Source organism: Lachnospira hominis (ex Hitch et al. 2025) (genome assembly GCF_040096395.1).
GTDB classification, from domain to species: Bacteria; Bacillota; Clostridia; order Lachnospirales; family Lachnospiraceae; genus Lachnospira; species Lachnospira hominis.
In genome coordinates this window covers 23,398-37,107 of the sequence record NZ_JBBMES010000016.1, presented here as the reverse complement: position 1 = coordinate 37,107, position 13,710 = coordinate 23,398, and the positions used below count along the sequence as shown (strand labels likewise).

12 protein-coding genes and 5 pseudogenes are annotated in these 13,710 nt (G+C 36.9%); 16 read left to right on the top strand and 1 reads right to left on the bottom strand.

Features of this window, described 5'->3' with window-relative positions; translation table 11 throughout:
- The first annotated feature begins 308 nt into the window (after positions 1–308).
- The 11 genes and pseudogenes from WMO38_RS12170 (at position 309) to WMO38_RS12115 (ending at position 9,816) form a co-directional block, all read left to right on the top strand.
- Positions 309–452 (top strand): hypothetical protein, encoded by a 144-nt coding sequence (locus WMO38_RS12170; protein ID WP_349162887.1) that lies wholly within the window; start codon positions 309–311, stop codon positions 450–452.
- Positions 453–508: 56 nt separating this feature from the next.
- Positions 509–2,035, top strand: a complete 1,527-nt coding sequence (locus tag WMO38_RS12165; protein WP_349162886.1) for a recombinase family protein — start codon at positions 509–511, stop codon at positions 2,033–2,035.
- 112 nt (positions 2,036–2,147) lie between these two features.
- A pseudogene (locus tag WMO38_RS12160) lies at positions 2,148–2,501 on the top strand (RNA methyltransferase); the annotation flags it as partial.
- 98 nt (positions 2,502–2,599) lie between these two features.
- Positions 2,600–3,484, top strand: a complete 885-nt coding sequence (locus WMO38_RS12155; RefSeq protein WP_025580485.1) for a DUF2971 domain-containing protein — start codon at positions 2,600–2,602, stop codon at positions 3,482–3,484.
- Positions 3,485–3,549: 65 nt separating this feature from the next.
- The gene (locus tag WMO38_RS12150) at positions 3,550–5,229 is read left to right on the top strand and encodes an ATP-dependent nuclease (protein ID WP_349162885.1); all 1,680 of its coding nucleotides are present in this window, start codon (positions 3,550–3,552) and stop codon (positions 5,227–5,229) included.
- Positions 5,226–6,725 (top strand): UvrD-helicase domain-containing protein, encoded by a 1,500-nt coding sequence (locus WMO38_RS12145; protein WP_349162884.1) that lies wholly within the window; start codon positions 5,226–5,228, stop codon positions 6,723–6,725. Before WMO38_RS12150 ends, WMO38_RS12145 begins: the two co-directional genes overlap by 4 nt.
- A 39-nt stretch (positions 6,726–6,764) precedes the next feature.
- Positions 6,765–7,196 (top strand): annotated as a pseudogene (locus tag WMO38_RS12140) (SpaA isopeptide-forming pilin-related protein); the annotation flags it as partial.
- A 1,143-nt stretch (positions 7,197–8,339) separates the two neighbouring features.
- Positions 8,340–8,501: a hypothetical protein gene (locus tag WMO38_RS15300; RefSeq protein WP_435391020.1), complete on the top strand. Its 162-nt coding sequence runs from the start codon at positions 8,340–8,342 to the stop codon at positions 8,499–8,501.
- Positions 8,502–8,575: 74 nt separating this feature from the next.
- Positions 8,576–8,869, top strand: a complete 294-nt coding sequence (locus WMO38_RS12130; protein ID WP_095906015.1) for a hypothetical protein — start codon at positions 8,576–8,578, stop codon at positions 8,867–8,869.
- A 225-nt stretch (positions 8,870–9,094) separates the two neighbouring features.
- Positions 9,095–9,445 (top strand): annotated as a pseudogene (locus WMO38_RS12120) (VirD4-like conjugal transfer protein, CD1115 family); the annotation flags it as partial.
- Between the two features lie 14 nt (positions 9,446–9,459).
- Complete coding sequence (locus WMO38_RS12115; protein ID WP_055229522.1) at positions 9,460–9,816, top strand: hypothetical protein; 357 nt, start codon at positions 9,460–9,462, stop codon at positions 9,814–9,816.
- Positions 9,817–9,859: 43 nt separating this feature from the next.
- Here the strand turns inward: WMO38_RS12115 and WMO38_RS12110 are convergent, their stop codons facing one another.
- Positions 9,860–11,098, bottom strand: a complete 1,239-nt coding sequence (locus WMO38_RS12110) for a hypothetical protein (RefSeq protein WP_349162883.1) — start codon at positions 11,096–11,098, stop codon at positions 9,860–9,862.
- A 177-nt stretch (positions 11,099–11,275) separates the two neighbouring features.
- Between WMO38_RS12110 and WMO38_RS12105 the strand changes: the two genes are divergently transcribed.
- The 5 genes and pseudogenes from WMO38_RS12105 to WMO38_RS12085 all read left to right on the top strand — a co-directional run bounded on the left by WMO38_RS12105 (position 11,276) and on the right by WMO38_RS12085 (position 13,702).
- Complete coding sequence (locus WMO38_RS12105) at positions 11,276–12,112, top strand: VirB6/TrbL-like conjugal transfer protein, CD1112 family (protein WP_349162882.1); 837 nt, start codon at positions 11,276–11,278, stop codon at positions 12,110–12,112.
- Between the two features lie 14 nt (positions 12,113–12,126).
- Positions 12,127–12,576, top strand: a pseudogene (locus WMO38_RS15295) (PrgI family protein).
- Positions 12,560–12,910 (top strand): annotated as a pseudogene (locus WMO38_RS12095) (VirB4-like conjugal transfer ATPase, CD1110 family); the annotation flags it as partial. The pseudogenes WMO38_RS15295 and WMO38_RS12095, both read left to right, overlap by 17 nt.
- Entirely contained in the window at positions 12,879–13,319 is a 441-nt protein-coding gene (locus WMO38_RS12090) for a DNA recombinase (RefSeq protein ID WP_349162881.1), read from the top strand. The pseudogene WMO38_RS12095 and the gene WMO38_RS12090, both read left to right, overlap by 32 nt.
- 158 nt (positions 13,320–13,477) lie before the next feature.
- A complete protein-coding gene (locus WMO38_RS12085; protein ID WP_055200294.1) occupies positions 13,478–13,702 on the top strand; it encodes a helix-turn-helix domain-containing protein in 225 nt (74 codons plus the stop codon).
- The last annotated feature ends 8 nt before the right edge of the window (positions 13,703–13,710 follow it).

Below are 13,710 nucleotides of genomic sequence, written 5' to 3'. Positions count from 1 at the left end.
GTTCTACAACTTTTTTGTACATTGAAAACTAAATGAGCTTTATTATATGCCAACAGAACCAGCGAAGATGTTTCCGGTAGGAAACGGAGCGGGTGAAGACACTTCCGTCAAGGGTGGGAAACGGACTCGAACAGGAGTAGCCTACAGGTCACGAAGAGATTCGTGGGACTAAAGGTCAGTTGTGAGACTGACAGCATGTGGTATGTAGAAAGCCAAATGAAATATCTTTCAACAGTATGATTATCACAATTGAGATTTCGGTAAAAGAAGGTGATATGTTTAGTATTTTAAGAAGGGGGTGTTTACACATGGCAAAAGAATTAGAATTAGCCAAGAAGCTGGCTGTACTTGGGTGGATTTTCCGCAAGGGACTGATTACCGAAGATGAGTACAGTAGAACAAGAATTCATATTATAAGTGAATATGATGTTATAACTTTTATGACAGTATAGCCACACGTTCGTTAACATTTATATTTTGAATTATAGTGTAGGCAGTAGCAGAAATGATGTTACTGCCAATTTATTTTATACAGACAGATTTTAGGAAAGTAGTGTTTTGTATAGAAGAAAAACAGGTAGAAGTAATAAAGAAAGTGGATGGTCCTGTTATCAGAGACCGCAGAAAGATGGGCAAGCCACTTACCATTACAAGAAAAAGAGTGGCAGCATATGTCCGTGTCAGTACGAATGGAGAGGAGCAGATACAGAGCTTTAATTCACAGAAGCAGTACTATCAGGATAAGATAGATTCCAATAAAGAGTGGGTTATGGTTGGGATATACGCTGATGAGGGTATCACAGGAACCAAAACAACGAAAAGAGAGCAGTTTCTTAAGATGATTGATGATTGTATGAATGGTCTTATAGATATTGTAATTACGAAGTCAGTATCAAGATTTTCACGAAATCTTGTTGATACACTGCAATATACAAACAAGAGTATAACTATCAATGAGGCAGAAGCAGAGACTGTCCGCCTGATTTATGATTTGTATCTGCAGGGATATGGTGCATATAGAATTGCGAAGGAGCTTACGAGACTTGGCAAGGTCAATAAAAAGGGCAATGTTAAGTGGACAGACAGCGGTGTCAGGGGAATTCTTAAGAATGAAAAGTACAAGGGCGATTTACTTATGGGAAAAACTTACACAGTAGACCCGATATCAAAGCGGCGTCTGGATAATCATGGTGAATCCAACAAGTATTATACAAAGAATCATCATGAAGCCATTATTTCAGAGGAAGAGTGGGATAAAGTTCAGGATATTTTAAAAAGCAGATATCGTACTAATGAAAATGTATCAGATGCGGAGAGAATCAAGTTTGCAAGAAAATACGCTTTTAGCAGTATGTGTCAGTGTGGCTTTTGTGGAACTAATCTCACCAGGCGTTCCCATAATCAGGATACAAAGCATAAAAAGCCGGTATGGAAATGCCGGACGGCAACGAATAGGGGAATTGCAAACTGCCCACATAGCAAAGCTGTAGATGAAGTGGTTATCGAAAATGCGTTTCTTGAGATGTTTAAGCTTCTTGCAGAGAATTTTGATGATGTACTTGAATCTGTGTTGTCATCAGTGGAAGAAACATTATCCAAAGACGACAGTACAGAAAAATTGAAGCGTATTGAAAAAGAGATTTCCTCTCTTGAAAAGAAGAGAAAGAAATTGACCGATATGTATCTGGATGATAAAATTTCTAAAGAAGCCTATGACGATAAATATAGTGAGCTTGGCAATAAGCTAGATAAATGCGAAGAAGAAAAGCATTTATTTTCTGATTGTGCATTATCACAGAAGAATATTGCTGATAAGATGAAACTCATTAGGCAGAAGATTAAAGGGGCTGATGTACTTGATGAATTTGACAGAGTAGTATTTGAAAGTATTGTGGAGAAAGTAGTTGTCGGTGATATGGAAGAGGATGGCACAGCTGATCCGTATAAGCTGACATTTGTACTAAAGGGTATGGATGATAGAAGCATACCATATGCCAGAGACCGATATATGAATTTTCGTGAAAAGGCTGTGTAGACAACAAGGAGGAGCTTAAAAATGAGCGATAATCATGACTTGTTGAATGATAAAGATGTGTGTTCTTTTGAAGAACACGAGGCAGAAAATGTGTGTTCCAACAAAGATGCCGTTGCATGTGGAGACGGTAGTACTGCTTTCCCACAAAAAGCCAGACGGACATATCAACGTAAAAGTTGAGTTTGGTGAGGGTGAGGGAAAAGTTCCGCTTGATAATATCGCAAAAAGAGCCGAAACATACAAGCCCAAAGAGCGAGTGACCTACAAAATGATAAAGGAGTACATAGAAGCTAAATACGGCTTCAAAGTACATACCGCATATATTGCAGAGGTAAAGAGAGATTTAGGCTTGCCGATGTACGATGCTCCTAATGCGGTAGAGGAATTGAAACAGCCGAGGAAGCATCCGACTCCAGAGAAGGTTGAAGCAATAAAGGATGCATTGAAACATTTTGAGGTGATTTAATGACAAAGCCGCTTGCTTATTGAATGGGTAAGCGGCTGCTTTATTATAATTAGTGTAATATAATAAAGCTTGTTCGAGAGTAAAGGGAGAGGATACGTATGAGAAGAACATTATTCAGGTACAGGTCATTTAATACCGAAAAACTGAATGATTATAGCTATATTCATCAGAGGATAATTAACATTGAAAAATGGAAGTTTGAAGCTTTTGAAGGATTAGTATATCCATCATCACCACTTTATTTCAACGACCCCTATGATTGTGAATTTTGCTTTCAGTCAGATGCATTGGAAGGTGTACTTGATAGAGAAACATATATACATCTTTTGGAAAGAAGATTTTCACTTAAACAGGAAGAAAAAAATAGAATTCTTTATTCTGACAATATTGAAAGGGCGATGCAAATAGTTTTGCAGGCTCATGGAGGAAGGCTTTCTGACTCTTGGATGAATATTTTGCAAAATGGATTAAATGATTGTATGAGTACAATCAAGGATGCTGTAAGAGTTGTCTGTTTATCTGAGGTGTATGACTCTATGCTTATGTGGAGCCATTATGCTCAGAATCATACTGGATTTTGTATAGAGTATGATTTTAAAGAAAGTGATATGCTTTATAAACATTTATACCCAGTAATATATACAAAGGATAGATATGCTGTTTCTAAAGCAGATATGTTAAGTGAAAATACAGAATGGATTTATAAGACGACTTGTCGTAAATCCGATGTTTGGTCGTACGAGAAAGAATGGCGAATTGTGACGGCTAATTTCAATAAAGTAATGCCAGAAAAATTGAAATGTCCAAATGGAAAATATGTCTTGGATTTGAAAGAAAATATAAAAGCGTTTTATTTAGGAGCGAAAATCTCTGAGAATTTTAAAGAAGAGATAATTCAATTTGGAAAAAAGAATAGTATTGATATTTATCAGATGGTTTTATCACCCAGTACATATGAGCTAAATGCAAAGAAAATCATATGATTAATTATGGAATAATGGTATAATTTTCTTATTATACAAACAAGATGGATGGTGAAAGAACATATATGAAATTTGAAAAAGTAGTTATTAAAAATTTTAGAAATTTTGATAATGTTGAACTTGACTTATCAAATAAAAACATATTTTTTGGTCTAAATGATGTGGGGAAAACAAATTTCTTGTACGCTCTACGATATGTATTTGATAAAGATATTCGTAAACAAAACCTTTTAGATTCGGATTTTCATAATAAGCAGCTTGATAAACCAATTGAGATTGTTGTTACTATAGATATTAGTGATGTTGCTGACAGCGATTGTCAAAAACTCCGTGCACAGCTAAAAGGTGCATTGCTAAGTGAGCATAATAAGGTATGTATAAAGCTTTTTGCAGAATATAGCAAAACAGAAATGCTCGCTCTACCGATATTATCGTGGGGTGGCGATGTTAATCATCTTTACGAAATGAAGCAAAGAGGATATCTATATGAAATAGACTATGTATTTAATGTCATTTATATTGACTCTTATGTTGATTTGTATTCCCTATTTAAAAAGAATGTGAGCCAGCTTGTCAGAAATGAAAAGGACGAAGATAAAGATATTCTGGCAAAAATTCAAAATACAGTTGATGATTTGAATGGTCATATTGCTTCTCTGTCTGGAATTAAAGAATTTGAGGATAAACTTACGCCAGAATATCAAAAATTCCATGATGAAGGGATATCTGTTTCAATAAAATCCGAAATCGCAGTAAAGGGATTGTACTCAAATATTATCCCATATATTAAACAAGATAATGATGATAATTTATATCCTACTGCTGGGGAAGGTAGGAAAAAGTTATTGGCATATTCAATATACGACATACTGTCAGATGAAAATGCGGAAAAGAAAATCAATTTGTTTTTAATTGAGGAGCCTGAAAACCATCTTCATAAGTCTATGCAGATTGCATTATCACAAATACTTTTTACCGATAGCAAATACACATACTTGTTTGTAACAACTCATTCGCCTTTTGTTCTTTATGAAATGGATAATGTAAATTTAGTTCGAATATATAGTGAGCGAAAAATCAATAGTATTAGCACATTTTATAAAGTGCCTGATGCTTATGAGAAAAACAGGAAAATGTTAAACCGTTGTTTGTCAGAAGCAATCTTTGCTAACAAAGTACTTTTGGTTGAAGGACCATCTGAATATATGCTATTTAGCAAAGTCCTTTCAGTAGTGCATCCTTTTTATGAAGTAGATGGAATATATATTTTACCAGTTGATGGTGTGGGATTTGAAACATATTTTTCTATCCTGGATGAACTTGAAATTTTTAATGTGGTAAAAACTGACAATGATTTGAGAGCGGTAACAGGAAAAGGTACATATAGCGTTTTAGGCTTTTCACGCTGTAATAATTATATTGGGGAAAAGCGTCTGCCTACTAAACAAATTCAAGAGAATTCTGTTTCTGCCAAGAGGAGTTTATATAATTCAAATATAAATACTTTGGATAAAATACGAAGTGACTTTCATATTTTCTTATCAAAAGTGGATTTAGAAAATGATTTAGACGAGTTTTTGCATGATAGATTATCAGCTTTATTGGATAATGATAATCCTGTTAAATATTTACAAGATGCAAAGCACTATCATATGGTGGAGTTGATTGAGAAACTTTCGGATACAGATTGCAGAACAATCTATAATCATTACAACTTTGCATGTTTGAAGGAGGTTGCCGAATGAAACTATCTCCAATTCAAGAGAAAATAGTAGAAACTCCCGGTAACTTAATAGTAAGGGCAAGTGCAGGAACAGGAAAAACCCATACAATGGTTAATAAAATTGCTAAGGAAATTGATGATAATCATACACATAAAGTTATTGCTGCAATTACTTTTACAATAAAAGCAGCACAAGAAATAAAGGATAGATTGTCTGTCGATGTAGTTCAACACTTCATTGGAACAAATAACAGTTTCGTTATTGAGGAAGTTATAAAGCCTTTTATGAAGGATGTCTATGGTGCTGATTTCGATTTGGACATGAGTACGGACTATTCAGCTAAAGTTGATACTTTTCAAGAAGCTATTGAAAAAATAAGGAATGAAGGTATCCTCTGCTCGTATCGAGATAATAAAAGGAACTTTGTTTTTGATTTGGCTCAAGAAATTGTAGAAAATTCTTCGGCTTGTAGGCTTTATCTTCAAGCAAAATATTTTAAAATATATATCGATGAATATCAAGATTGCGACAAATCAATGCATAAATTCTTTATGTATTTATGTGATGAATTGAATATCGAAACCTTTGTTGTGGGAGATGAAAAACAATCGATTTATATATGGAGGGGTGCTTATCCAGAGGCTTTTAAAAGCATCTGGAACAAACCCAATTTTAAAAAGATATTTATGGGAGATAATTTTCGCTCTTGTCAACAAATACAGAATTACTCTAATCTATTATGTGATGAGACAAGAAGTCTTTACAATCCTACGGAAAATATAGATAATATTGTGTGGCTTTCTCCTACAAAGGCAAATTGGGCAACAGAAGTATTGTCTAATATTGTTCCCGATAAAAAGTCAGCATTATTGCGGTTTTCTAATGATAACGCACGAATAGGAGCAAGCGAATTAACAACAAACGGTTTAGAGTATGTTTATATCCCACAGACTCCTATTGCTGATATTACAACAGATACAGCGTGGCTTTATACAGCAATTGCTAAATACCTTATAATTGAAAAGTATTCTGCATATGATGTAATTTCAGAAATACCTGTTGAAGGAAATGAAAGTCGCAAAACAGTATCCACCGTAAAAAGATTACTCAAAAGAATTGAAGAGACTATAGATGATGAGCAGTCTTTCGGCTCGTGTGTCACAGCATTGGCTGAATATCTTGGATATGATACTCGCCCTGATCACATAAACAAATTATTCAAAACAATTTCTGATACCAGTTTTCATGTGGCATTTGAAGCGGATAAATACAAACACATCGCAATTACATTCCACTCTTCAAAGGGATTGGAGTTTGAACAGGTAATTGTATTTGCAGAGGATTATCGATTGTCTGATATGTCGAGTATATACAACCATTATGTAGCGGTTACACGTGCAAAAAGCAAATTGATTATCGTTAAGTTAAACAATTACAATGCGAATTGTTTTCAGAATAATTTACAAAAGATATTTTCTGAAAGCGGTCATAATATAGAAGATGTCGTTTTATTTTGAACAGAATAGATTATTTATAAACCAATAATACAGGCAGCTATTACGAATGGCGACCCGAACTTGCAGGACTTGGTAACAGGTGTGGAGAATGCTGATACCGTGTCTGCATATATCAATATCGAAACGCCGACAGGCACGATTGCCCTCAAAAAGACTTCGGAGGACGGAGTTGTGGAGGGCATTTCTTTTACAATCAAAGGTGATAACTTCAATAAGACAGTTAAGACAGGAAAGGACGGCTCTGTCTCCGTGGAGGGATTATTCCCTGGCACTTATACTGTCACAGAACAGTCCATTGACCGTTATGAGCCGCAGAAAACCCAGACCGTGCCCCTTATTGGAGGAAAATCCTCTACTGTGACCTTCAGCAATACTTTGAAGCGTGGCAGTCTGGAAATCGTCAAGACTTCCAAGGACAATCTGGTGGAGGGAATGAAATTCCACCTTTACGGCACATCTTTAAGCGGCTTGTGTGGTATAATCAAAAAAAACAAGGAAGTAAATCATATGGAATATAAAATCATTGCGGTAAATCGAGATGAAACTATAGATACTATCGTGGAAACTTTATCAGAAGATGAATACATAGAGATAATGAATAACATACATAAGCTGCAAACTTCAATGTTAAGTAAGGATTATTATATTGTAGTTAGAGATAATATTCGTGAATTACTTCGTTTTTTACCTACCATTGATATAAGAGATAAACACACCTTCGCAACGATTAACCGTTATACATATAATGTTTTGGGGGCGTTTTATGCTTGGATTGAATATTATGAAAGTAATTATAAAGCAATATTTGCTCCTATTAAAAAGAAATACTATGATAAATATTTTGAATATCGTATGATGTATAACCTGAGAATATATATGACACATTGCGAAATGGCGGTTACCCAAGTACAGCTTAAATTTGATGAGGGCGAAATGTTTATATATATTGAACCATCTAAGTTGTTAGAGAATACAGGTAGATTGCAAAAAGTCTTTATTCCAGAATTGCAACAAATGTATGACGATGGTAAAAGAATTGATTTATATGAGCTGATGGAAGAATTTGAGAAGATGTTTTCTTTAATGCACAAAGAACTTTTAAAAGGAATAGAGCCAGAAATTCAAAACATCATAAATCAAATAACATCGTACCTTCGTTTTGTTGATGAAAAAGCTCAGTCGTGTTACATATATGAAAAAGAAACTGACAAGTATATATTCAGCTTAACTTCATTTATGGGATTGTTTGTAAATAAGATGTGTAATCCCTACTGATACAAAGAAAATTATACATAGCCGAGAGGTTTTCATTTAACGAAAGCCCCTCGGCTTTTTTTATTTCTGGAGGTGATTTTATCCATTGAGAACTAACCGACCCTATGTGCAGATTGACCCAAAAGTGCTTGAACGGGTACGACAGATTGACCTGTTATCCTATCTGCGTGAGTTTGAGCCGAGGGCAAGGACTACAAATCGGAAAGCCTGCTTTCTCTTTCGGGCGTGTATCAGCCAAAGAAAGAGATGAAGGACAGCAAAATCCCTATAGCTCTCACAACTTTTTTGAGTGCCAATCCACAAATTAAGACCATAGTTCTGCATCTGGATAATGATAAGGTGGGCAGGCTTTGTACCTCTACTTTGAAAGAACTGTTGCAGAAAGAATACAAAATCGTTGATGATCCACCGCCTGTCGGCAAGGACTTCAACGATTTTTTGTTGTCCTATCTGGGAATTGCAAGACATATGCCCAAGCGTGAAAGGAGTGATGCCCATTGATTGTATAGCCGTTTTTCCCTAGAAAGACACCGAAACCAAATCAAAATTTAATGCTGAAAGCGAGGAATGAACCATTGAAAAAGTATGATGTAACCCTTACTGCCCATTACCGAAAGACCGTTTGCGTCTATGCGGAAAGCCCCGAACAGGCAAAGGAAAAGACAAAAATTATCCTGTTCGATACCGACCTTATCAACTTTACCGATGCTGATTTTGTCTGCGGCGAAGCCGATATTACCGAGCAGAGCGAGGACGGTCTTGACGGTACGGGCGAGAATATACTACAGGAAAATGAGGATTGTTCGGACTGTCCGTACTTCTGCCCCGTGTGCGGTGAGTGTATGTATGAGGAGTACTGCGAAGAATGAGATGTCTTACCAAGCACTGAATTTGGTTAGCCAAATTCGCTTGTTAGGGGTCAGCCCCTAATACCCCGTGAGAACAGAAAGGAGTTCAAGAATGAGTGAGTTCTTATTTTTTTATTATCGGCACAATGCTCGGCGGTCTGTTCGGCGTTGTGTGTATGTGCTGCTTGCAGATAAACAGACTTTCCGAGAGAAAGGAAGAGGACAATGCGAAAAAAAATGTGCAGATACGGGAAAAGCTCTGGGCGGAGTGGTAACTATTCAACAAATTATCAGATTTCGGGGCATGAGTTGATGACCCCAGACGAAGTGCGTATGCTTGATAACCGATACGCACTTCTTTTTGTGCGTGGAGAACGCCCCGTTATGGACTTCAAGTATGACATCTTGAAGCACCCGAATGTGAAGCTGACGGCTGACGGAGGGCAACCGCCGTATATCCACGGAGAGCCTACGCAGGCTGTCGCAACCATTGTGTTTGACAGTGATATTCCAGATAACGCCGTGAGCGTAAAAACTGTCAGCACTTCCTATGAGCTTCTGTCCGATGAGGACTTGGAAGAAATATTCAATTTATAAGGAGAATTTACCCTATGAAACTTTTTAAGAAGAATGAGAACAAGAAAACCACGAAGCTGCCGATGACTGGAAAGGTTAAGAAAAGCTTCCGCTATTACTGTATGGCTGTTATGGCAATGACCTTTGTGCTTGGTACTTCCGTAACCGCCTTTGCTGCCAATGACCCCATTCAGGTAGTCAACAACCTGTCCGATTTCATTTTCGGTCTGGTGAGGGCTGTCGGTATGATTATGCTCGGCTTTGGTATCGTGCAGATTGGTCTTTCTCTCAAATCCCACGACCCGTCCCAGAGGGCGAACGGCTTCCTCACTCTTGCAGGCGGCGTTGTCATTACCTTTGCAAAGGAGATTTTAACCCTAATCACAGGCTAAAAAATAGCCGTATCCATAATAGGATACGGCATATACATAAAGATTACTTATATTTATCAAGAATTTGTTCAAAAGACAATTCCTTTCGTCTGGTTTTAAGAGCAAAAGCCTTACTGAATTTATAAATATATGTTTCAATATCAATTGTATATTCAATGGTTTTTAATACAGTATCGGCAGCAAGATAATTGCCAGAGTCTAAAAGCTCATTAAGTTTTATGATTTTGCTTTCATCATCAAAATTGCTATTTGTTATAAATTCGGTAATATGTTCAGGGTATAGTTCATACAAACTTTTGATGAATTCTTCACAAAGCAAATGGTTTATATCGTTTTCTTTAATGGCACGTGAAATATCAAACCCTTGTAATCCGCGAACATATTTATTGATTGCTGATGTATTATAAAAAGGATTTGTATTTTTAAATTCTTCTATTCTTATTTTCATTTTGTTTAAAATATCAGCAATATTTTTATAACCATACGTTCCTGCGTTTAAAGGAGAGTATAAGTTTTGACATTCTTTCTTTTTGAAACTGCGATGAACTGAATCGAATTCAAAAGAAGGGAATTTTTCGGTGATGCTCATATGTATGTGATAGATTATTCCATTTTCTTTCAGAGTATCAAAAAAATGATTTATATTAAAACACAAGGTATTACGAAGAGTAATAAAATCCATGAAGAGCTCTTTATGGGTTATGATTATGTTTTTCAATTCTTCATCATGAATTTCTGAAATAATCTTGTTTGTAAATCTGTCTTTTAAGACTTCATATACAAGAAATACTACGCCAAAAGTAGTTAGTAGCATCCATTTGTTTTCGGAGATAAAAGTCAATATATTTTTAGCGATTTGTTCATCAAGAAACCATAAATAGGCTTTTTTAAATATATTAATGTTATTCAAAACGAAGTTGATTACCATAGTGATTCCAAGACAAATCAATATACTTATAATATTTCTTTTAGATTTTGTTGTACAAAGCCTAGGATGAAAAGTTTCGGAAGACTCATAACTTTTAAATTGAAAAGGTCTTATTCGTACAAAAAATGAGATAATTATTTTATGGATTTTATAGAAAATGATTATTAATTTGCTAATAATCAGTTTGTTTGAACTACTAGAATTAACAATTAAAATATTTTGAATCCAAAAATAAAAAGTTATGCTGCTAGTAATTATTAATTCGCAAATAATGCTAAAAAGAAATGTTGCAAACAGAATTAAAAAAAAAGGTATCAGAATACCACTCTTAAAAAAATTTATTAAAATATCCATAGAAATTCCACCTTTACAAATTACATAGCTTTTTGGTTTTGCATATATATGTGAGCTAAAAAACTATTTTATATTGTAACATTTTTATGTTACTTTTCAACCTGTTTTGATAAATAAAACTGAAAGGAGGTCAAAGATGCAGAAAACAAATTATTCAATGAAAGGAGGTCGTGAACAGTGTCAGATAACTGGGTCGTACAAAATTTGGAGAACGCCTTAAACACTTGGAATGAGAAATTAGCCGAGATATGGCAGCTCATTACCCAATCCCCAGAGAACTTTAAGGGCGGCACGATATGGAATGTCATCGTGGATATTCACGGTGCGGTGCAGGCTATCGGACTTGCCATGCTCGTGCTGTTCTTTGTTGTGGGTGTGATGCGTACCTGCGGAAATTTTGCAGAAGTCAAGCGACCAGAGCAGGCTTTGAAGCTGTTTATCCGCTTTGCCATTGCCAAAGGTGCAGTGACCTACGGATTAGAACTGATGATGGCACTGTTTAAGATTGTGCAGGGTATGATTTCCACGATTATGAATGCCGCAGGATTTGGCTCGGCACAGCAGACGGTGTTGCCGCAGGAAATCGTGACAGCCGTTGAAGACTGCGGATTTTTTGAGAGTATCCCGCTATGGGCGGTCACGCTGATAGGCGGACTGTTTATTACGGTGCTGTCATTCATAATGATTATGTCGGTATATGGCAGGTTTTTCAAGCTGTATATCTATACTGCCATAGCACCCGTACCCCTTTCCACTTTTGCTGGAGAGCCGAGCCAAAGCGTCGGCAAGAGCTTCATTAAGAGCTATGCCGCTGTATGCCTTGAAGGTGCGGTTATCGTGCTTGCCTGCATTATCTTTTTCCTATTTGCTTCTTCTCCGCCTGTGGTCAATCCCGATGCGGCGGCGGTTACAATGGTATGGAGCTATATCGGGGAGCTTGTGTTCAATATGCTCGTCCTTGTCGGTGCGGTCAAAATGGCAGACCGTGTTGTAAGAGAAATGATGGGCTTGTAAGGGAGGTGCTATGATTGGAAGTCAAGATAAATAAGGGAATCCGTAATTATACGGAGAGTATGTTTTTTGGACTGTCCCTCAGACAGTTCATTTTTTCTGTCCTTGCCTGCGGCGTGGCGGTGGGTTTGTATTTTCTTCTCCGTCCACGGTTTGGTACGGAAACCCTCAGTTGGGTTTTGTATCTTAGGTGCGTTCCCCTTTGCGGCAATGGGATTTATCAAATACAACGGTATGACCGCAGAGCAATTTGTCTGGGCGTGGATTAAATCGGAATTTCTGATGCCGAAATGATGTTCCTGCCAGATAATCTCTATTACGAAACGATGAAGCCGACCATTGAAGCCCATGAAAAAGGGTTGCCGACAGTACGGAAAAAGCAGAAAGGCAGGACACCGAAACCAAAGAAAACGAAAAAGAAAAAAGCGAAACGCAGCAAGGAGGTAAACAATGCTGAGAACTCTTAAAAATCTGTTCAAGCAGGACAGGGAAAAGTTTGTTGTGCCGAAGTCGGTACAGAATGTTATCCCGATTAAGACAATCTGGGATGACGGCATATTCCTTGTCGGCAGGAACAAGTACGCAAAGACCTTTAAATTTGAGGATATAAACTATGCCGTGGCAAGCCGTGAGGATAAGGAAGCAATGTTCCTTGAATACTCGGAGCTTCTTAATTCCCTTGACAGCGGTGCGACCACGAAAATCACTATCAACAACCGTCGCTTGAACAAAGCTGATTTTGAACAGACTATTTTAATCCCAATGGCTGATGACGGTCTGGATAAGTACCGCAAGAGCTATTAATAAGACTCTTAGCGGACGAGAACAGTTCCTGATTCAGTTGCAGCATAATATCGAGGAAGTGCTAAACGGGGACTCTACTGCAACACTTGAGTACATTGACCAAAGGATGGCAGAACTTCAGGAAAAGCTTGTAATGTGCGTGAACAAGAATGCTGAGTACGATGTTATTGCAAATGAGATTGATGCTTTAAGGGAAAAGAAGGCAGCAGTTGTAACCAAGGATGCCGAGCAGGAAATGTTAAAAAAGCGAATCGAAGAGATGCGACAGTTCCTGCAGACACAGTCAAGCCGAGTGACTGAATACGATGAACAGATGGTAAGAAGACTCATTGAGAAGATTACAGTCTTTGATAACAAGCTTATCTTTGAATTTAAGTCTGGAATGACGCTTGAGCTAAAGAGATAATCGTAGAAATAACAAGATACGGACACCTTGCAGCGATGCAGGGTGTTTTTTTCGTTCATAGAAAATTTACAAAGTGTAACTGTGTCAGGATTGAAAATATCAACCATTTGGTTTATAATATAACAAGTTGAGGTGCATTTTAGACATGGAGGATTAAGATGAAAACATCTGATATGATTAAAGAACTATGTAATAAAAAGAATATAAGCGTTTCAGAACTTGCCAGACGGATAGGTCAGACTCCACAGAACTTTGGTAAGAAACTGAAACGAGATACTGTGACTCTTGAGGAGTTAAAGCTGATAGCTGATGTGATGGAGGTTACCTTTGAGCAGTCATTTATCTTCCCGGATGGAGAACAGATAAAAACAAGTAACGAATAGGCGGTGAG